Raw genomic sequence first — 20,012 nt, 5'->3', positions numbered from 1 at the left:
GCCGCTCCGTTCACGGGCTGGGTTGCTGCGTTCACGCCGCCTCACCGACCTCAGCGCGGGTGAGCGGTCGGCAGGCCACCGAGTAGCGGCACAGCAGCCACGCCAGCGTCAGCGGCAGGGCGTCGGCCTTCCGCTGGTTGCACGGAACGCAGGCCAGAACGATGTTGCGCGGCTTGTTCATCGGCCACAGGCAGTATGGGATGTAGTGGTCCAGTGTCACCCCTGTCAGGTCCTCCCCGAACGGCGCCCGGCAGTAGTGGCACTGCCTCCCGTCCCGCTCAGCGACGTACTCACGGATCTGGCGGCGGGTGTCACCTCGCAGTACGGGCTTGGCCACTCGCGCCCGGCTCATCGCGCACCCCCGTCCATGACCGCGCAGAGACGGTCCGAGAGCTCCCGTACGAGGTCTTCCAGCGACTCCACCCGCTCGCGCAGCTCCTGCGTCGCTGCCTGGTGCTGGCTCTTGGAGACGGTGACCGCCGGGGCGGCACGGCCGGCGGTGAATCCCAGTTCCTCCGGCGTCGTCCGGTAGACGGCGCACAGCAGGACCTGGTACATCTCGCCGGGGCGCCGCTGCTGGTGCTCCCAGCCGTGCAGCATGACCTTCAGCGAGGTCTCCGCCGCCACCTCCCAGCCCCACTGGTCGGCGGTCAGCACAAGCGCGCGTACGGCCTTGGCCTGCGACCAGCCACGCCGCGCGCGGGCCCGTCCCAGCGGAGTATCCGGGCAACGCAGCGGGACAGAGGACGGCTGATGGGACGGGACGGGGGGAGCGGTCCAACGGCGCTCCGGCGTCACGACGCTCATGCTTCCTCCGCCTCTGCCTCAAACGCGCTGAGGACCGCGCGGAGGGACGCGGACAGGGCCCCGACGTGCATGGCCAGCTCAACCGTGCTCGCGGTGGTCACGTCCACCTTTTCCACCTGCGCCAGCACCTCGCGTGCCGCACAGGCCGACCGAGGAACGGCCGGGGCCGCCTGCGACTGCGGGCTGCGCATCGCGGGCCACAGCTCCCACGGGTCAACACCCAGCACCTGACCAACCGCATAGGCGTGGTGGGCGTAAGGGCGTCGGCCGGGCTCGTACACCCAGCGCTGCACCGTCTTCGGGTCCAGCTTCAGTCGGTCGGCCACCTCCTCATACGTCAATCCCGACTCCACGATCGCGGCGTGCAATCGCGGATTGCCCAGCTTCGGCTTCTGGATGGTTCCAGGCATCATGGAACTACCCCTTCGAGGGTCGGGGAGCGGCGTTTCTGCTTGGCGGTAGAGGGCGCCGCTCCTTGTTTTTCCTGGCTTGACCAGGACTTTTTCAGCGGGGATGTCACCTCTTCCGGGGTGCCGCTTGCTGACTAGCTTGCACTAGTGCGCTGTGATGCACAACCCGTGTGCAGTGGCGTGCACTAGTTCGCTGTGGTGGGTACGCTTCAACGCATGACAGCCACAGGGGGCCCCAAGCCGAAGGCGGCACAGGTCGCAGACGCCCTTCGCGAAGACATCAAGAGGATGAAGCCGGGAGACCGGCTGCCGTCCCAGCGGGAACTCATGGAGCGCTTCGGGTACGCCAGCCAGACCATCCAGAACGGCTTGGCCGCGCTTCGGTCCGAGGGGCTGATCGTGTCGGCCGGCAACCTCGGCAACTTCGTGGGCGACGGCTCCACACCCAGCAGCGACGTGCGAGACGACATCACGGAAATCCGCTCCCAGATTCAGGCGTTGACTGAACGACTCGAAGCGCTGGAACGCTCCGTGTCCGGTGGTGCGTGATCTGCAACCAGAATGCGGGCGGTCAACGGCGTGCGGTAAGTGACACTGAGAGGGCAGCGCCGCGGAAGGGGGACACGTCCCCTGTCACCCCGCCGTCCCCTTCCGTGTCCCCAGGGGACCCAGGGGAGACTCGGAGCCGGTAGCACTCGGAGGTGGACGGATGACCGACGACAGGCCCGCATGGGCACGGCGTATTGCGGCTGAGCGCGCTGCTCGCGACTGGTCGCAGCGGGACGCTGTGAAAGCGCTCCGGGCGCACACTCCGGAAGAGCTCCCGGCCGACGACAGCATGATCCGGCAATGGAAGCGATGGGAAGCGGGCCAAGTCCCGAACGACTTCTACAAGCCCCTTATCGCTGCCGTCTTCGGCACTGTGACTCACGCGCTTTTCCCTGCGCCGGCACGTCGAGACGGTGACCGGGAGATTCTTGCCGCGAGCGGCATGGAGACGCTTGAGATCGTGAGCCGTCTCAACCGCTCCGATGTCGATGCGGCCACGCTCGACGCGCTGCGAATCACCGCCGATCGCCTCTGCTCTGAGTACCCGTTCATGCCGAGTGAACAGCTACTCATCGAGGGGCGGCAGTGGCTGCGCCGCGTGGTGGAACTGCACTCCAAGAGCCTCACGCTTGCGCAACACAGGGAAGTGCTGGCGCTCTCCGGCTGGCTTGCGCTGTTGGTCGGATGCGTCGAGTACGACACGGGTGCGCGCCACGCTGCCGAATCGACGCGGCAGGCTGCTCTCTCCCTCGCAACCGAATCTGACAATGCCGAGATTGCAGGCTGGGCGCATGAGATGCGGGCTTGGTTCGCTCTCACGACTGGCGACTACCGGGGCGTCATTGCGGCCTCTCAAGCTGGGGCAGAGCTTGCCGCCCACCACGGTGTCGCTGTTCAGCTCGCGGGGCAGGAAGCGAAGGCGTGGGCCCGACTCGGGGACCGTCGACAGGTCGAAGTGGCTCTGGACAAGGGGCGGCGGCTACTCGAAGGGATGCCGCGCCCGGAGAACCTGGATAACCACTTTGTGGTGGACCCTGCCAAGTTCGACTTCTACGCGATGGACTGCTATCGCCTGGTGGGCGAGGACCGGCTGGCACGCACGCTTGCGGACGAAGTTCTCCGAGCCGGAACGGACTTCGACGGTACCGAGCGCAGCCCAATGCGCAACGCGGAAGCGCGGGTGACGCTGGGCGTCACGGCTGCTCGTGAGGGCGACCTGGAGCAAGCGCTCATCATGGGGGAGCGGGCGTTGGAAGGCGACCGCCAGTCCGTTCCGTCGCTCATCATGACGAGTCGAGAGCTGGCCGCAGAGATGAAGCGGCGCTATGCGTCCGAGCCAGCAGCCCAGGACTACCTTGCGCACCTGCACGACCTCGGCCAAGCGAACCCCGGCTTCATGCCACGGTAGCCAGTCGGCGTAGGAGCCCAGACGCGTCACGCCTGTGACGCCGTGACGCACGGGGGCGTGACGCCTCTCCTGTGAGCAGTTGAGTCTCATGTAGGCGGTACAACTTCGAATTTGTGCGGCTCAAGCGGCTCAAGCGGCTCACTGCGGCTTTGAACTGCGGTTTTGCTGCGCTCGCGGGCGCGGGTTCGTCCGGCTCAATCGCGGCTCCCGTCCGGCTCAGCCCGGCTCACAGCGGCGTGACGCCCCCGTGACGCCGGGGCGGGCCAGCGTGTGACGCCCGCCTGCTCGGCATCCCACCCGAGACCCAACTCGGTGAGCGGGTCAGCCTGCGCCGGATCGCCCTCCGCACGTCAGGTACGGTCCCGGGCTGCGCGCGGGGTACGTACTCGGCGTGTACCCGCTGCCGAGTACAGCCGTACTCGGCAGCGGGTACGGCTGTACTCCGAGCGAGTACGGCGGGTTGATCGGCGTACTCGCTCGGCCGGTTCCGGGGCCCCGCCATGGGGCACGAACGCCACTTCGGCCGGCGGGGGAGAGAAGACAAGAAGGAGCGGCCTTCGGCCGCGCGTTCTTCGGGCGCCCACGGTCGTCGCATCGGCCCTGAATTGGCGGGTGCGGCCCTCAGCGTGGCTGGGAGGGCCTTCCAAGCGGGTTGGGGCCGGGCGCACGGCGTCCACAGGCAAGAGGAGCACGGCGGGCCGTGGGGTGCTCCTCTTGCCTGGTGACGCACGGGCGTCACTCCCCACAGGAGCCCTAGCGGCTCGTGCTTCCTGCGTGGAGGCGGAATCACGCGCCTGTTGGCTGACGGAGGAATCGCCTGCTAGGTGCTAATTGGCTGGTCAGAGCCTGAATTCCCCGCTAGCGGAGGTGCTAGGTCTAGCACTTGCCGGTGCTAGACCTAGCAGTGGCTTGGCCCATCGCCCCCCTACTAAGAGCCCTGCCGCGCCCGAATGAAGAGACCACCCCGCGCGCGGGCGGGGTGGTCTCTTCACTGCCGCTGGGGCACGGGACTGCGCTCTTAGTAGGGGGGGCGCCCACCTCGGTCGTCACGTGCTGTGTTCGTACTGGCTAGTGACTACTGCCTACTGGCTAGTGGCAAACCCGCTGGTGAAAGCCGCCCTCGGTGGCCTTTGAGGGCCGCCTACTGGCTACTGGCAAGTTGCCGGTAGCCAGTAGGCACTAGCTCTCTGTAATCGTCTGGCGGGTCCCGTGCTGCGGATCGCCGGGCCGCCCCGACTGAAAGTCGTCCCAAAGGCTGGAGGGGAAGAGGAGCACGGTCGGGGGCCGCACCCTTGGGAAGGTCCTCCCAGCCACGCTGAGGGCCGCACCCGCCAATTCAGGGCCGATGCGACGACCGTGGGCGCCCGAAGAACGCGCGGCCGAAGGCCGCTCCTTCTTGTCTTGTCACTTGTCGTTTGTCGTCCACCCCCTCCAACCACCCCTGGCCCTGGGGAACGGGGCTCTGGCCTGGGAGGCGACAAGCGACAAGACAAGACAAGCGACAAGGCACGACAAGCGCCGGCCGGGCCGAGCCGCCCGGGAACGCGCTTCACTGACGCCTCTGGCGCTGAGCCGCGCTGAGCCGGACGTGAGCCGCGCCGAGCCGAACGAATCCGCAACTGAGGATATAGGAAAACCGCAGGTCAAGGACTAGTTGAGCCGCTTGAGCCGCTTGAGCCGGGCAGATTCGGAGTCGTACCCTGAGCGCGTCCTTACGAGGGACGGCGGATCTCTCAGGCCGTCGCCGCTTAGTACGAAGCCGGGGCCGCCTGTGGGCCGTGCGAGGGGGACCAACGACGGCCAACAGCGACCAACGACGACTTCTACGCCGCAGCTCAGAACGCTGGAGTGTGGAGGAGCGCCAGGTGGCATCATGGCGGCACCAGTTCCTGCGCAACAAGAAGCAGGAGTGGGAGGAGTACCGCAGCGAGGTGACCGCCTTCGAGCTGCGCAAGTCCCTCCCCGTGCTGTGAGGGAGCCGGCGCTGTGAGGGAGCCCGTGCGGTGAGGGAGCCGTGCGGTGAGGGAGCCCGTGTGAGGGAGTGGCCACGCACCGTGCACGACCGACAAGGAGTGAGCGTGACACCAGGGGGCAGGGAGTGACCGTGACACCAGGGGGCAGGCGCCACACGCCGTACGCCCGGCTGCTGCGACGCGGCTTCACCGATCCGGAAGCCGCGACCCGCCTCCTGGACAGCCCCCAGCTGTCCGCCGTCCGCGACGACGCCCTCTTCCTCGACGCGCTGGGCGCCACCGCCGACCCGGACCTGGCCCTGCTGGGTCTGCTGCGGCTGGTCGAGGCGCTGGAGGCCGCGGACAAGGACGCGCAGCCCCTCCTCGACACCCTGCTGGGCTCGAAACCGCTGCGCGACCGGCTGCTGGGCGTCCTCGGCGCCTCGGACGCGCTCGCCGACCACCTCGCCCGCCACCCCCACAACTGGGAGTCGCTGGTCACCTACGAGTCGGCCGACCTGCACCCGGGGATCGAGGAGTTCGAGGCGGCCCTCGCGGACGCCACCGACCCCGACACCCTGCGCATCGCCTACCGCCGGGCCCTGCTGGCCATCGCCGCCCGCGACGTGTGCGGCACCATCGAGGTGGCGCAGACAGCCGCGGAGCTGGCGGACCTGGCCACCGCCACCCTCCGCAAGGCCCTCACCCTGGCCGAGGCCGAAGCGCCCGAGGACGCCGCCGCCTGCCGGCTGGCCGTCATCGCGATGGGCAAGGCCGGAGGGCACGAGCTGAACTACGTCTCCGACGTGGACGTGATCTTCGTCGCCGAACCGGCCGGCCCCGCCGAGGAGACCGAGCACGCCGTCCAGGCCGCCACCCGCCTGGCCGCGCACATGATGCGCGTCTGCTCCGACACCACCGCCGAGGGCACCATCTGGCCCGTCGACCCCAACCTGCGCCCCGAGGGCCGCAACGGGCCCCTCGTCCGCACCCTCAGCAGCCATCTGGCCTACTACCAGCGCTGGGCCAAGACGTGGGAGTTCCAGGCGCTGCTCAAGGCCCGGCCGGTGGCGGGCGACGCGCAGCTGGGCTACGAGTACGTGGACGCCGTCGCGCCCCTGGTGTGGCAGGCGGCCGAGCGGGAGAACTTCGTCACCGACGTCCAGCAGATGCGCCGCCGCGTGGTGGCCAGCATCCCGGCCGCCCAGCTGGACCGCGAACTGAAGCTGGGCCCCGGCGGGCTGCGGGACGTCGAGTTCGCCGTCCAGCTCCTCCAGCTGGTGCACGGCCGCAGCGACACCTCGCTGCGCAGCCCCACCACCCTCGAAGCCCTCGACGCGCTGGCCGCCGGCGGCTACGTGGGCCGCCAGGACGCGGCGGCCCTGGACGCCGCCTACCGCTTCCTGCGCACCATGGAGCACCGCATCCAGCTCCACCAGCTGCGCCGCACCCATCTGATGCCCGAGTCGGAGGCCGACCAGCGGCGGCTGGGCCGCTCCCTGGGCTACCGCAGCGAGCCCGTCACCGAGCTGCACAAGGCCTGGCGGCGGCACGCCTCGGCCGTCCGCCGGCTGCACGAGAAGCTCTTCTACCGCCCGCTGCTGGACGCCGTCGCCCAGCTGGAGGCCGGCCACGAGCGGCTCTCCCCGCAGGCGGCCCGCCAGCGCCTGGAGGCCCTCGGCTACGCCGACCCGGCCTCCGCGCTGCGCCACCTGGAGGCGCTCGCCTCCGGGGTGACCCGCAAGGCCGCCATCCAGCGCACCCTGCTGCCGGTGCTGCTGGGCTGGTTCGCCGACTCCGCCGACCCGGACGCCGGACTGCTCGGCTTCCGCAAGGTCTCCGACGCCCTGGGCAAGAGCCCCTGGTATCTGCGGCTGCTGCGCGACGAGGGCGCCGCCGCCGAGAACCTGGCCCGCGTGCTGTCCGCCGGCCGCTTCGCCCCCGACCTGCTGCTGCGCGCCCCCGAGGCCGTCGCGCTGCTCGGCGGCGAGAACGGGCTGCGGCCCCGCTCGCGGGAGGCCCTCGTCCAGGAGACGCTGGCCGCCGTCGGCCGCGCCGAGGGCGCCGAGGCGGCCGTCGCCGCCGCCCGCGGCGTCCGCCGCCGGGAGCTGTTCCGCACCGCCGCCGGGGACCTGATCGGCGCGTACGGCACCGAGGACGTGGCCCAGCAGGAGCCGGGCGAGGCCCTCGACCGGGTCGGGGACGCGCTCACCGACATCAACGCCGCCACCCTGGCCGGCGCCCTGCGTGCCGCCGTCCGCGAGCAGTGGGGCGACGAGCTGCCCACCCGGTTCGCCGTCATCGGCGTCGGCCGCTTCGGCGGCCACGAGATGGGCTACGGCTCCGACGCCGACGTGCTCTTCGTCCACGAGCCGAGGGACGGGGTGAGCGAGCACGAGGCGGGCAAGGCCGCCTTCGCGGTGGCCACCGAGATGCGGCGGCTGCTCCAGCTGCCCACCTCCGACCCGCCGCTGGTGATCGACGCCGATCTGCGGCCCGAGGGCAGGTCGGGGGCGCTGGCCCGCTCCCTGAACTCCTACGCGGCCTACTACGACCGCTGGTCGGTGGTCTGGGAGAGCCAGGCGCTGCTGCGGGCCGAGTACGTGGCCGGGGACGAGGAGCTGGCCGCGCGGTTCCTCGCACTCGTCGACCCGCTGCGCTACCCCCTGGGCGGACTCGGTGAGGACGCGGTGCGGGAGATCCGCCGGCTCAAGGCCCGGATGGAGAGCGAACGCCTCCCGCGCGGCGCCGACCCCACCACCCACGCCAAGCTGGGGCGCGGCGGTCTGACCGACGTCGAGTGGACCGTGCAGCTGATGCAGCTGCGGCACGGCGCCGAGGTCCCGGCACTGCGGACGACCCGCACCCGGACCGCGCTGGCCGCCGCCCGGGAGGCCGGACTGATCGACACCGACGACGCCGAGGTGCTCGACGAGGCGTGGGTGCTGGCCTCACGGGTGCGCAACGCCGTGATGCTGGTGCGCGGCCGGCCGGGCGACACCTTCCCCTCGGAGTCGCGGGAGCTGGCCGCCGTGGGGCGCTACCTCGGGTACGAGCCCGGGCACGTGGGGGAGATGCTGGACGACTACCGCCGGGTGACGCGCCGGGCCCGCGCGGTGGTGGACCGGCTGTTCTACGACGCTGAGTGACCGGAGCGCGCCCCCGCCCCGCGACGGCCGGGCCCCCCTCCTGCCACGGCGCCGCTCAGGCCGGGCGCCGTTCAGACCGGGCGCCGTTCAGACCGGGGCGCCGCTCAGGCCGGGGCGGTGGCCAGCCGGGGGAGGCGGTAGGAGACGCGCCCGTACCAGAAGTAGGAGAGGGTGAAGCCGAAGCCGAGGCAGAGCAGCCCGCCGACGGCGTCGAGCCAGAAGTGGTTGGCGGTGCTGACGATGACCAGCAGGGTGGTGGCCGGGTAGAGGGCGCCGAGGATCTTGGCCCACAGGGGCCGGGCCAGCATCGCGATGGTGATGCCGCACCAGACGGACCACCCTATGTGCATCGAGGGCATGGCCGCGTACTGGTTGGACATCTGCGCCAGGTTGCCGGAGGCCATGGAGCCCCAGGTCTGGTGGACCTGGACGGTGTCGATGAAGTGGCCGCCGCCCATCAGGCGCGGGGGTGCCAGGGGGAAGAGGTAGTAGCCCAGCAGGGCGGTGCCCGTGGTGGCGAAGAGGACCAGCCGGGTGGCGGCGTAGCGGCCCGGGTGGGTGCGGTAGAGCCAGACGAGGACGCCGATGGTCACCACGAAGTGGAGCGTGGCGTAGTAGTAGTTCATGCTGACGATCAGCCACGTCACCGAGCCGATGGCGTGATTGACGGAGGCCTCGACGGCGATGCCGAGCGCATGCTCCGTACGCCAGATCCAGTCGGCGTTGCGCAGCGCCTCGGCCCGCTGCTCCGGCACCGCGTTGCGGATGAGGGAGTAGACCCAGTAGCTGACGGCGATGAGGGCGATCTCGAACCACAGCCGGGGATGCCGGGGGGAGCGCAGCCTGACCAGGGCACCGGCCAGGGAGCGCGCGGAGCGGTCCGCCCCCTCGCGATCCGCGCGTGCGGGCGCCCGGTCCGCCGCGGCCGCCTCGGTGTCGTCCTGCCGGGTGTCGTCTTCTGTCCTCGTGGTCGGTACCCCCATAGGCCGATAGTCTGCCAGACGGGGGCACCCGGCCGATCATCCTGCGGTCGGGTCTTCGCGGCCGGGCCTCGTCCCCTCGGCGGACGCCGCCGGGCCGGGTCTCCTACGGGATGCGGTGGAGCCGCGCACCACCAGTTCGGGCAGGAAGACGAACTCGCTGTGGGGCGCCGGGGTGCCGCCGATCTCCTCCAGCAGGGCGCGGACGGCGGCCTGGCCCATGGCGGTCACCGGCTGCCGGATGGTCGTCAGCGGCGGATCGGTGAAGGCGATCAGGGGCGAGTCGTCGAAGCCGATCACGGAGACGTCGCCGGGCACCGCGAGGCCCCGCTGCCGCGCCGCGCGGATCGCGCCGAGCGCCATCATGTCGCTGGCGCACACGACGGCGGTGCAGTCGCGCTCCAGCAGGGCGGAAGCCGCGGCCTGGCCGCCCTCCAGGGTGTAGAGGGAGTGCTGGATCAGCCGCGCGGCGTCGAAGCGGTCGCCGAAGTGCTCGCGCATCGACCGGGTGAAGCCCTCGATCTTGCGCTGCACGGGGACGAACCGTTCGGGGCCGAGGGCCAGGCCGATGCGCTCGTGCCCCAGGGACACCAGGTGGGTGACCGCGAGCCGCATGGCGGCGCGGTCGTCGGGCGAGACGAAGGGGGCGCGCACCCCCTCGGAGAAGCCGCCCACGAGGACGAAGGGGACGCCCCGCCCGTGCAGCCGCTCGTACCGCCCGGTGTCGGCGGTGGTGTCGGCGTGCAGTCCGGAGACGAAGATGATCCCGGCGACGCCGCGGTCCACCAGCATCTCCGTCAGCTCGTCCTCGGTGGAGCCGCCGGGTGTCTGGGTGGCCAGCACCGGGGTGTAGCCCTGCCGGGTCAGGCCCTGCGCGATGACCTGCGCGAAGGCCGGGAATATGGGGTTCTCCAGCTCGGGGATGATCAGCCCGACCAGGCCCTCGCTGCGGCGGCGCAGCTTGACGGGGCGCTCGTAGCCCAGCACGTCGAGCGCGGCCAGGACGGATTCGCGGGTGGCCGCCGCGACGCCCGGCTTGCCGTTGAGAACCCGGCTGACCGTTGCCTCGCTGACCCCCGCCTGCGCTGCGATGTCAGCTAGCCGTGCGGTCACAGGAGGGGACCTTACCGGCAGTGCCTCACGCTGCCCACCAGGTGCAGGAATTCGCGGGCAGCCGCAGCCGTCCCGGGCCGGCGCCGGCCTCCATCGACTCCCGCGACTCCTCGGGTACCGAGCACAGCAGCAGCTCGCCCGGGGCGGGCATCTCCACCGCCGCCGGGCGGGTGTTGAGCACGCACACCAGACCCGGCCGGGACAGCGCGAGCACGCCCTCGGGCGCCCGGAGCCACTGCATCGCGGTGTCGCCGAGTCCGGGCAGCAGCCGCCGCAGCCGCAGGGCCGTGCGGTACAGCTCCAGGGTGGAGAGCGGGTCGCCGGTCTGGGCCTGGACCGACAGGGTGCCCCAGCCGGGCGGCTGCGGCAGCCAGCTCTCCCCGGGGCCGAAGCCGAAACTGGGCCCGCCGGCGGTCCACGGCATCGGCACCCGGCAGCCGTCGCGCAGCCCCTCCTGGCCGCCGGCCGTCTCCCGGGCGGCGCGGAGGAAGGCGGGGTCCTGGCGCACCTCGTCGGGCAGTTCGGTCACCTCCGGCAGGCCCAGCTCCTCGCCCTGGTAGAGGTAGACGGAGCCGGGCAGCGCCAGCATGAGCAGCGCGGCGGCGCGCGCCCGGGCCAGCGAGCCGAGCCGGGTGCGGTGGCGGACGACGTCGTGGTTGGAGAGCACCCAGGTCGTCGGGGCGCCGACGGTGGTGGCCGCCGCCATCGACTCCTCGATCACCGCCCGCAGCTGCGCCACGTCCCACCCAGCGCGCAGGAAGTGGAAGTTGAACGCCTGGTGGCACTCGTCGGGGCGGACGTAGAGCGCCAGCCGCTCCGGGGTGGGCGCCCACGCCTCGGCGACCCCGATCCGGTCCGGGCCGTAGGACTCCAGCAGGCGGCGCCAGGCACGGTGGATCTCGTGGACGCCGTCCTGGTCGAAGAACGGCAGCTCCTGCGCGCCGACCATGCGGGCCTGCGCGCCGGTGCCGATGTCCGGGAGCCCCTCGGCCTTGACCATGCCGTGCGCCACGTCGATGCGGAACCCGTCCACGCCCAGGTCGAGCCAGAACCGCAGCACCGCGTCGAACTCCTCGTGGACGCGCGGGTTCCGCCAGTTCAGGTCGGGCTGCTGGGGCGCAAACAGATGGAGGTACCACAGCCCGGGTTCGCCGGGCACCCGGCTCCAGGCGGGGCCGCCGAAGACGGACTGCCAGTCGTTGGGGGGCTCCTCGCCGCGCACGCCCTTGCCCCGCGCGAAGTGGTAGCGGTCCCGCGCCCCGGCGTCGCCCGCCAGGGCGCGCTGGAACCAGGGGTGCTGGTGGGAGGTGTGGTTGGGGACGATGTCGAGGATGACGCGCAGGCCGAGCGCGTGCGCCTCGTCCACCAGCGCCTCGGCGTCGGCCAGGTCCCCCAGCCGCGGGTCGACGGCGCGGTAGTCGGCCACGTCGTAGCCGCCGTCGGCCTGGGGCGAGGCGTAGAACGGCGTCAGCCACAGCGCGTCCACGCCGAGTTCGGCCAGGTAGGGCAGCCGCTTGCGTACGCCGGGCAGGTCCCCGACGCCGTCGCCGTCGCTGTCGGCGAACGAGCGGACGTAGACCTGGTAGATGACGGCGTCGCGCCACCAGCCGAGGGAGGGGGTGCGGTGTGCGGGCGCCGGTCCTGGGTCCGCGGCGGTCCGGGGGGCGTCCGCCGGGGCCGTGGCCGGGGTCGTCGGCCGGGGGGTCGCGGGGCGCGGGGTCATGGCGTGCTGGGTCACAGGTCTTCCCCATCGGGCGGGAGCCGGCGGATCGCGCGAGCGCGGGCAATCCGGTGGCAAGGGTGTCGAGGGTGACAACGCGGACAGCGGCCCGGGGTTACGAGCCGCCGGGTGGACCCCGGCTTTCTTGCAGAAATTTACCGCAAGGCCTTTCGCCGCGCCGGGACCGCTGTTACCTTCCTCCGCAGCCGGGCGCCGCCTCAGGCGCACGCTTTCACCTTGCGGAGGGATCGGACATGCGGCGTGGCATAGGCGCCACCGCGCTGATAGCGGGACTGGCTCTTGCGGCAACGGCTTGCGGCGGCGACCCGGAGGGCGGCAACGGCGCCGGCGGCAAGGTCGAGGGAACCGTCACCTACTGGGACACCTCGAACGAGGGCGAGAAGGACACCTACCGGAAGATCGCCGAGGACTTCGAGAGGGAGCACCCGAAGGTGGACGTCAAGTACGTGCACGTCAACTTCGGCGACGCCAACCAGAAGTTCAAGAACGCGGCGGGCGGCAACTCCGGCGCCCCCGACGTGATGCGCACCGAGGTCGCCTGGGTCGCCGACTTCGCCCGCCTCGGCTACCTCGCCCCGCTGGACGGCACCCCCGCCCTCGACACCATGTCCGACCACCTGGCGACCGCGGCCGGCTCCACCAGGTTCGAGGGCAAGACGTACGCCGTCCCCCAGGTCACCGACACCCTCGGCCTCTTCTACAACAAGCGGCTGCTGAAGAAGGCGGGCGTGCGGGTGCCCGAGTCCTTCGCGGAGCTGAAGAAGAACGCGGGGAAGATCAAGGACAGGACCGGCGCCACCGCCCTCTACCTGCGCGGCGACGACCCCTACTGGTTCCTGCCCTACCTCTACGGCGAGGGCGGCGACCTCATCGACGCCAAGCGCAAGAAGGTCACCGTCGACGACGAGCCCGGCGTCCGCGCCCTGGCCACCATGAAGGACCTGGTCGAGAGCAAGGCGGCGGTCACCGACTCCAGCGACGGCCAGGAGAACGGCATCAAGGCCTTCCAGGACGGCAAGGTCGTCATGATCGTGGACGGCCCCTGGGACATCGCCTTCGCCCGCCAGGGCGAGGAGTTCGAGGGCGGGCGGAAGGACAACCTCGGCGTGGCGCCCGTCCCCGCCGGCAGCAGGGCGCAGGGCTCCCCGCAGGGCGGCTGGAACCTGTCCGTGTACGCGGGGTCGAAGAACCTCCGCGCCGCGCAGGAGTTCGCCAAGTACATGAGCAGCGCCGAGGTGCAGGCCCGCACCACGAAGGAGCTGTCGCTGCTCCCGACGCGGAAGTCCGTCTACGAGCGGCCCGCCGTCCGGGACAACGAGATGGTGCGCTTCTTCCGTCCCGCGGTAGGCAAGGCCGTGCAGCGCCCGTGGATCGCCGAGGGCAACTCGCTCTTCGAGCCCATCCGCGTCGGTGTCGACGGCGTCCTGGCCGGCGGCAAGTCCCCAGAGGCCGCCGCCAGGAAGACCGGCGACGAGTTCCGCAAGCTCCTGAAGGACTACGAGTAACAAGGGGACCGCCCCAGGCCCTCGAAAGGCTCCAGCCCTCGAAAGGCTTCATATGAAGCGGATCATCGCCCTGTCGGCGAGACACTGGTACGCGTGGACCATGGTCGCCCCGGTGGCCCTCGTCCTCGGCCTCATCGTCGGCTACCCCCTCGGCCGCGGCGTCTACCTCTCCCTCACCGACGCCGACGAGGCCAACGTGGAACGCCACATCGGCGTCAACCACATCCCGGCCAGCTACGAGTTCGTCGGGCTGGACAACTACCGAAGCATCCTCACCGACGGCGTCTTCTGGGACCGCCTGGGCTGGACGGCCCTGTGGACCGCGGCCTGTGTGGGCCTCACCTTCGCCCTCGGCCTCGGCCTGGCCAACATGCTGAACCGGACGGTGCGGGGCCGGGCCTTCTACCGGGTGGCGATGATCGTGCCCTGGGGCATCCCCGCCTTCGTCTCGGTCTTCGCCTGGAAGATGCTCTTCAACGAGAAGAACGGCCTGCTGAACAAGGTCCTCGACGGCGGCGGCATCGACGGCGTCCCGTGGCTGGGCGACCCCACCTGGGCCAAGGTCGCGGTGGTCGCGGTGAACGTGTGGCTGGGCGTGCCGTTCATGATCGTGGCGATGCTCGGCGCGCTGCAGGCCATACCCGGCGAGCTGTACGAGGCCGCGGAGATGGACGGCGCCGGCCCCTGGCAGCGCTTCCGCCACATCACACTGCCCGGGGTGCGGGCGGTCAGCGGCACGGTGATCCTGCTCAGCACCATCTGGACGTTCAACATGTTCCCGGTGATCTTCCTGCTCACCAGGGGCGGGCCCGAGGACTCCACCGAGATCCTGGTGACGTACGCGTTCCGGCTCTCCTTCGTCAACAGCCCCCGCGACTTCGCCACCTCGGCCGCCTGGGGCGTGCTCATCCTGCTGCTGCTCTCGCTGTTCACAGTCGTCTACCGGCGGGCACTGCGCCGCCAGTCAGAGGCGTGGTGAATCCGATGCGTACCCGGAACCGGAAACCGGCGGCGTCCGTCGCCCTGCACGCGGGACTGCTGCTGGGCACCGTCTGCGCCCTCTTCCCGCCGCTGTGGCTGCTGGTGACCTCCCTCAAGCCCAGCAGCGAGTCGTTCTCGACCGCGCTGGTCAAGGACCTCACCCTCGGCAACTACCGGCACGTGGTGGCCGACACCCACTTCCTCACCTGGTTCGGCAACTCGCTGATCGTCGTCGTCGGCACCACCGCCGTCGGCGTGTTCATCGCGGCCACCACGGGATACGCGCTCAGCCGGTTCCGCTTCCCCGGGACGCGTCCGCTGATGTGGGTCCTGCTGATCACGCAGATGTTCCCGATGGCCGTGCTGATCGTGCCGCTCTACACCACGATGGCGAACCTCGGCCTGCTCAACCAGCCGCTCGGACTGATCCTCACCTACCTCACGGTGGCCGTGCCGTTCTGCGCCTGGATGATGAAGGGCTTCTTCGACACGATCCCCGTCGACATCGACGAGTCGGGACGGGTGGACGGGCTCAACCCGTTCGGCACCTTCTGGCGGCTCGTCCTGCCGCTCGCCAAGCCCGGCATCGCCGTCACCGGCTTCTACACCTTCGTCACCGCCTGGGCCGAGGTCGCCTACGCCACCGCCTTCATGACCGGCGAGGAGAACCTCACCCTGGCGGGCGGACTGCAGACCTTCGTCAACCGCTACGGCGCCGACTGGGGCTCGATGACCGCGGCCGCCGTCATCATCGCCGTCCCGGCCGGACTCGTCTTCGGCTTCGCCCAGCGCCACCTGGTGTCCGGCCTGACGGCCGGCGCGACGAAAGCCTAGCCCTCTCCCGCCCACGCGGCGGGGCAACGATTGGGACCTCGAGGACATGAACCAGTACGACAGCGCGCCCGCGCCGCAGACCCGGACGGCGCCGCGGCACAAGGAAGCACCCGCCCCCACCCGGTGGTGGCGCGACGCGGTGATCTACCAGGTCTACCCGCGCTCGTTCGCCGACGGCAACGGCGACGGCATGGGCGACCTGGCCGGCGCCCGCCGACGGCTGCCCCACCTGGCACAGCTGGGCGTCGACGCCGTCTGGCTCAGCCCCTTCTACGCCTCCCCGCAGGCGGACGCGGGCTACGACGTGGCCGACTACCGCGCCATCGACCCGATGTTCGGCACCCTGGAGGACGCGCGGGCCCTCATCCGGGACGCGCACGCGCTCGGGCTGCGCGTCATCATCGACATCGTCCCCAACCACTCCTCCGACCAGCACGAGTGGTTCCGGCGCGCCCTCGGCGGCGACACCGCCGCCCGCGCGCGCTACCACTTCGTACCCGGCAGGGGCGAGCGCGGCATCGAACCCCCCAACGACTGGGAGTCCGTCTTCGGCGGCCCCGCCTGGAGCCAGGTGCCCGGCGAGCCCGGACTGTGGTACCTGCACCTGTTCGCCCCCGAACAGCCCGACTTCAACTGGGACCACCGCGCCGTGCGCGACGAGTTCCGCTCCGTGCTGCGGTTCTGGCTCGACCTGGGCGTGGACGGCTTCCGCATCGACGTGGCCCACGGGCTCGTCAAGGCGGCCGGCCTCCCCGACATGGGCGCCCCGGGACAGCTGAAGCTGCTGGGCACCGCCGAGCTGCCCTTCTTCGACCAGGACGGGGTGCACGAGATCTACCGCTCGTGGCGCCGGGTGCTCGACGAGTACCCCGAAGAGCGCATCGGGGTCGCGGAAGCCTGGACGCCCAGCGCCGAGCGCACCGCCCTGTACGTCCGCGAGGACGAACTGCACCAGGCGTTCAACTTCCACTACCTCAACACCGGCTGGGACGCCGAGGCGCTCCGCGAGGTCATCGACGCCTCCCTCACCTCCCTCGGCGCCGTCGGCGCGCCCGCCACCTGGGTGCTGTCCAACCACGACGTCGTCCGCCACCGCACCCGGCTGGGCGGCGGCCACGCCCGGGGACGGGCCGCCTCGCTGCTGATGCTCGCCCTGCCCGGTTCCGCCTACGTCTACCAGGGCGAGGAGCTGGGCCTGCCGGAGGTGACCGAACTGCCCGACGAGGCCCGCCAGGACCCCTCGTTCTTCCGCGACAGCGGGCAGGACGGGCTCCGCGACGGCTGCCGGGTGCCGCTCCCCTGGGAGGAGGAGAGGACGGCGGGCGGCGGCGACTCCTACGGCTTCGGCAGCGGTGGCAGCTGGCTGCCTCAGCCGCCCGGCTGGGGCGCCCTCTCCGTCGCCGCCCAGACCGGCGACCCCTCCTCCACGCTGGAGCTGTACCGCACCGCGCTGCGGCTGCGCCGCGAGCGGCCCGAACTGGGCGACGGCGAGCCGCTGGAGTGGCTGCCCGCGCCCGCCGGGGTGCTGGCGTTCCGCCGCGGCGGGTTCGTCTGCGCGGCCAACACCCGCACCGCACCGGTGCGGCTGGAGTCGGTGAGCGGCGAACTGCTGCTGGCCAGCGGACCGTTGCCGGCCGACGGGGCACCCGGCGGGACCGTGCTGCCCGGCGACACGACCGCCTGGTGGGCCCGCGGATGACCGGTGCCCTGACCGCGCGCCTCGCCGACATCGCCGCCCAGGCGAAGGTCAGCGAGGCGACGGCCAGCCGCGTCCTCAACGGCAGGCCGGGCGTGGCCGCGGCCACCCGGCAGCGGGTGCTGGCCGCGGTGGACGTCCTCGGCTACGAGCGCCCGGCCCGCGCCCGGCAGCGCAGCGCCGGCCTGGTCGGGCTGGTCATCCCGGAGCTGACCAACCCCATCTTCCCGGCCTTCGCCCAGGTCATCGAGCAGTGCCTGTCGGGCTACGGCTACACGCCGGTGCTGGGGACGCGGATGCTGGGCGGCGCCACCGAGGACGAACTGGTCGGCCAGCTCGTCGCACGGGACGTGGCCGGCATCGTCTTCCTCTCCGGACTGCACGCCGATCTGACCGCCGACCCGGCGCGCTACGAGCGACTGGCGGCGCGCGGCGTCCCCTTCGTCCTCGTGAACGGCCGCAACCCGCGCATCCGCGCACCCTTCGTCTCCGCCGACGACCGGGCCGCCGCCGCCCTGGCCGTCGGCCACCTGCGCCAGCTGGGGCACCGGCGCATCGGGCTGGCCGTCGGCCCCGAACGGTTCGTGCCCACCCGGCGCAAGGTGGAGGGCTTCGTCCGCGCGACGGGGCAGGAGCGGCCGCACATCCGGCACACCCTCTTCACCGTCGAGGGCGGGCAGGCGGCGGCCGAGGCGCTGCTGGAGGCGGGCTGCACGGGACTGGTGTGCGGCAGCGACCTGATGGCGCTCGGCGCCGTACGGGCCGCGCGCGGGCGGGGGCTGCGGGTACCGGGGCAGGTGTCGGTGGTCGGCTACGACGACTCGGAGCTGAACGCCTTCACCGACCCGCCCCTGACCACCGTCCGCCAGCCGGTGCGGGCCATGGCCAAGGCCGCCGTGGACGCCCTGCTGGAGCCGCTGCGCGGCGGCCCGGTGGCCGAGACGGAGTACGTCTTCCAGCCGGAACTGGTCGTCCGGGGCTCGACCGCCCACGCGCCCCGGACCGCTCAGGAGGGACCAGGGCCGTCCGGGGAGGAGCCGGGCACGAGACCCGCCTCGTAGGCCAGGATCGCTGCCTGCACCCGGTTCCTCATCTCCAGCCGGGCGAGGATCTGGCTGACGTACGTCTTCACCGTGCCCTCGACCACGTGCAGCCGCGCGGCGATGTCGGCGTTGGACAGGCCCGCGCCCACCAGGCCCAGCACCTCCCGCTCGCGCGGGGTGAGCGCCGCCGTGCGGGCCCGCGCGTCCGCGCGGCGGCCCAACTGCCCCGCGGCCATGTGCGTGATCACGTGCCGTGCCACCGCGGGGGAGAGGTAGGCGCCGCCCTCGTGCACGGCCCGCACCCCCGCCAGCAGCTCCCGCGGATCACCGGACTTGAGCACGAAACCGGCGGCGCCCGAGGCGAGAGCCGTGGCGATGTACTCGTCCTCGTTGAAGGTGGTCAGCATCATCACGGCCGTCCCGGGGCAGGTGCGGCGCACCTCGGCCGCCGCGCGCAGGCCGTCCAGGCGCGGCATGCGGATGTCGAGCAGGCACACATCGGGGCGGTGCCGCCGCGCCGACTCGACGGCGGCGCGGCCGTCGCCCGCCTCCGCGACCACCTCGATGTCCCCGGCCGACGCCAGGATGGCCCGCACCCCGGCCCGGATCATCCCCTCGTCGTCCGCCAGCAGTACCCGGATCATCGTCCCTGCGCCCCCGCTCCCGCCCCGTGTGACACCAGCACGCTAACCCAGACGCGGACCTCGCCCGCGCCCTGCGGGGCTGCCCCCCTCCGCGCCGCGCCGTCGCGCACCGCTGCCGCCGCCTGGTGGGGAGCCAGGTGCTGCGCCGCCGCGACGCGTGAGGGACGGCGGACCGGGATCAGCGCGGCGGGCGGGCCCGTGAGCCGTCCGCGCGCTCGCCCGACAGCCGCACCGAGGCGCTCCGGCCCACCGCGCGGACGGCCAGCGTGTTGCCCTCCGCCTCCGCGGGACCGTCCGCCAGGCCCCTGCCGCGGGCCCGCAGGCGCGTCACCTCCCGGTCGCCGGCGGCCAGCAGGTACCAGTGGCCCCGGGTGGACTTCCACAGCAGCCCGGTGAGGACCTTCCGGGAGCGCGGCCCGCACACCCGGGTGTCCTCGGCGCGGGAGGTGACCGCGCCGGGGCGCCCGGGCACGGCAGCGGGCGGCTGGAACTGGGTCATCACCCGGGCGCCGGTGCCCCGCCAGGTCACCGCCCTGGTGCACACCCACGCCGCCATACCGTCCCCCTCGGGCAGCGTCTGGCGGGCGAACTCCCAGGAGTTGAGGGACTTCACCCCGCTGTCGAGCACCGCCGGCAGATGGCAGGCCGTGCGCGCCAGCCGCCGCCGGGCCGCCGCCGAGGTGGCGGGCTCCCGCTCCCGTCCGTCCGTCAGCCGCACCGGGGTGGGCTCGCCCAGGTCCGTGTAGAGCTGGGGCGCCTCGGCCACGTGCGCCGCTGCCGGCCAGCGCCAGTCCCGGCCAGCGGTCGCAGTGGCGGGGCTGGGTGACCGGCAGCGGCACCGGCTCGGTGACCCCGTCGGCGTCCCGGGACAGCGCCCGGCCCGGTTCGTCCTCCGGGTCGAGGAGGTCCACCTCGCTGACGCGCCGGATCCACGGTGCCGTCAGATAGCGGACGTCCTCCTCGCCCCGCCGCACGGCCAGCGCCCCGGCCGCGGCGGCTTCCGCGCCCGCGGTACGGGCCAGTTCCAGCGAGACGCCGTCCCGCGCGGCCCGGGAGCCGCCGTCCGGCTCCCACGGCTCGGCGTACCGCGCCACCCGCAGCCCGTCGTACAGCACGACCACCGCCATACCGTCCAGTCGGTCCGCGTACAGCAGGTGGGGCGGGCCGGGCGGCGCGCCCGCCGGGGTGCCCGGCGTGGCG

Annotated in this window: 16 protein-coding genes and 1 pseudogene; 9 read left to right on the top strand and 8 right to left on the bottom strand. The window is 72.2% G+C overall.

The genetic code is table 11. From position 1 onward, the window contains the following. Nucleotides 1–31 precede the first annotated feature (31 nt). The 3 genes from FM076_RS09020 to FM076_RS09010 are packed head-to-tail and all read right to left on the bottom strand — an operon-like array spanning nucleotide 32 to nucleotide 1,220. The gene (locus FM076_RS09020) at nucleotides 32–352 is read right to left on the bottom strand and encodes an HNH endonuclease (RefSeq protein WP_173869397.1); all 321 of its coding nucleotides are present in this window, start codon (nucleotides 350–352) and stop codon (nucleotides 32–34) included. Then, nucleotides 349–807: an XRE family transcriptional regulator gene (locus tag FM076_RS09015; RefSeq protein ID WP_180217739.1), complete on the bottom strand. Its 459-nt coding sequence runs from the start codon at nucleotides 805–807 to the stop codon at nucleotides 349–351. Before FM076_RS09015 ends, FM076_RS09020 begins: the two co-directional genes overlap by 4 nt. After that, nucleotides 804–1,220, bottom strand: coding sequence for a helix-turn-helix domain-containing protein (locus tag FM076_RS09010; protein ID WP_173869396.1), 417 nt, complete (start codon nucleotides 1,218–1,220; stop codon nucleotides 804–806). Before FM076_RS09010 ends, FM076_RS09015 begins: the two co-directional genes overlap by 4 nt. Nucleotides 1,221–1,433: 213 nt before the next feature. Between FM076_RS09010 and FM076_RS09005 the strand changes: the two genes are divergently transcribed. The 4 genes and pseudogenes from FM076_RS09005 (at nucleotide 1,434) to FM076_RS08990 (ending at nucleotide 8,275) form a co-directional block, all read left to right on the top strand. Continuing rightward, entirely contained in the window at nucleotides 1,434–1,766 is a 333-nt protein-coding gene (locus FM076_RS09005) for a winged helix-turn-helix domain-containing protein (protein ID WP_173869395.1), read from the top strand. Between the two features lie 160 nt (nucleotides 1,767–1,926). After that, nucleotides 1,927–3,174 carry an XRE family transcriptional regulator gene (locus FM076_RS09000; RefSeq protein ID WP_173869394.1) on the top strand — a complete coding sequence of 416 codons (1,248 nt, stop codon included), beginning with the start codon at nucleotides 1,927–1,929 and terminating at the stop codon, nucleotides 3,172–3,174. A 1,886-nt stretch (nucleotides 3,175–5,060) separates the two neighbouring features. Then, a pseudogene (locus FM076_RS08995) lies at nucleotides 5,061–5,147 on the top strand (glutamine synthetase); the annotation flags it as partial. A gap of 131 nt (nucleotides 5,148–5,278) precedes the next feature. Continuing rightward, the gene (locus FM076_RS08990; RefSeq protein ID WP_173869392.1) at nucleotides 5,279–8,275 is read left to right on the top strand and encodes a bifunctional [glutamine synthetase] adenylyltransferase/[glutamine synthetase]-adenylyl-L-tyrosine phosphorylase; all 2,997 of its coding nucleotides are present in this window, start codon (nucleotides 5,279–5,281) and stop codon (nucleotides 8,273–8,275) included. A gap of 104 nt (nucleotides 8,276–8,379) precedes the next feature. Here the strand turns inward: FM076_RS08990 and FM076_RS08985 are convergent, their stop codons facing one another. Genes FM076_RS08985 through FM076_RS08975 form a run of 3 tightly spaced genes read right to left on the bottom strand, consistent with a single transcriptional unit; the run spans nucleotide 8,380 to nucleotide 12,091 of the window. Further along, a complete protein-coding gene (locus FM076_RS08985) occupies nucleotides 8,380–9,258 on the bottom strand; it encodes a phosphatase PAP2 family protein (protein WP_173869391.1) in 879 nt (292 codons plus the stop codon). A 36-nt stretch (nucleotides 9,259–9,294) separates the two neighbouring features. Beyond that, on the bottom strand, nucleotides 9,295–10,368 hold the full coding sequence (locus FM076_RS08980; protein ID WP_173869390.1) for a substrate-binding domain-containing protein: 1,074 nt from the start codon (nucleotides 10,366–10,368) through the stop codon (nucleotides 9,295–9,297). Nucleotides 10,369–10,393: 25 nt separating this feature from the next. Continuing rightward, on the bottom strand, nucleotides 10,394–12,091 hold the full coding sequence (locus tag FM076_RS08975) for a glycoside hydrolase family 13 protein (protein ID WP_173874611.1): 1,698 nt from the start codon (nucleotides 12,089–12,091) through the stop codon (nucleotides 10,394–10,396). Nucleotides 12,092–12,342: 251 nt separating this feature from the next. On the opposite strand from FM076_RS08975, the gene FM076_RS08970 reads away from it, so the two are divergent. Genes FM076_RS08970 through FM076_RS08950 form a run of 5 tightly spaced genes read left to right on the top strand, consistent with a single transcriptional unit; the run spans nucleotide 12,343 to nucleotide 18,186 of the window. Further along, the gene (locus FM076_RS08970) at nucleotides 12,343–13,614 is read left to right on the top strand and encodes an extracellular solute-binding protein (RefSeq protein WP_173869389.1); all 1,272 of its coding nucleotides are present in this window, start codon (nucleotides 12,343–12,345) and stop codon (nucleotides 13,612–13,614) included. Between the two features lie 52 nt (nucleotides 13,615–13,666). Then, a complete protein-coding gene (locus FM076_RS08965) occupies nucleotides 13,667–14,593 on the top strand; it encodes a carbohydrate ABC transporter permease (RefSeq protein WP_173869388.1) in 927 nt (308 codons plus the stop codon). Between the two features lie 5 nt (nucleotides 14,594–14,598). Beyond that, nucleotides 14,599–15,429, top strand: coding sequence for a sugar ABC transporter permease (locus FM076_RS08960; RefSeq protein ID WP_173869387.1), 831 nt, complete (start codon nucleotides 14,599–14,601; stop codon nucleotides 15,427–15,429). Between the two features lie 46 nt (nucleotides 15,430–15,475). Beyond that, nucleotides 15,476–17,128 (top strand): glycoside hydrolase family 13 protein, encoded by a 1,653-nt coding sequence (locus tag FM076_RS08955; RefSeq protein ID WP_173869386.1) that lies wholly within the window; start codon nucleotides 15,476–15,478, stop codon nucleotides 17,126–17,128. Next, nucleotides 17,125–18,186: a LacI family DNA-binding transcriptional regulator gene (locus tag FM076_RS08950; protein ID WP_173869385.1), complete on the top strand. Its 1,062-nt coding sequence runs from the start codon at nucleotides 17,125–17,127 to the stop codon at nucleotides 18,184–18,186. The genes FM076_RS08955 and FM076_RS08950 overlap by 4 nt, the downstream gene beginning before the upstream one ends. Here FM076_RS08950 and FM076_RS08945 read toward each other — a convergent pair. Beyond that, the gene (locus FM076_RS08945) at nucleotides 18,132–18,812 is read right to left on the bottom strand and encodes a response regulator transcription factor (protein WP_173869384.1); all 681 of its coding nucleotides are present in this window, start codon (nucleotides 18,810–18,812) and stop codon (nucleotides 18,132–18,134) included. The two genes, FM076_RS08950 and FM076_RS08945, sit on opposite strands and share 55 nt — an antisense overlap. 178 nt (nucleotides 18,813–18,990) lie before the next feature. Next, nucleotides 18,991–19,578, bottom strand: a complete 588-nt coding sequence (locus FM076_RS33560) for a hypothetical protein (protein ID WP_243274386.1) — start codon at nucleotides 19,576–19,578, stop codon at nucleotides 18,991–18,993. Nucleotides 19,579–20,012 lie beyond the last annotated feature (434 nt).

The sequence above is a fragment of the Streptomyces albus subsp. chlorinus genome (genome assembly GCF_013302895.1).
In the GTDB taxonomy this organism is placed as follows: Bacteria; Actinomycetota; Actinomycetes; order Streptomycetales; family Streptomycetaceae; genus Streptomyces; species Streptomyces chlorinus.
The sequence above is the reverse complement of the archived record's forward strand: the minus strand, read 5'-3'. Positions and strand labels throughout refer to the sequence as shown.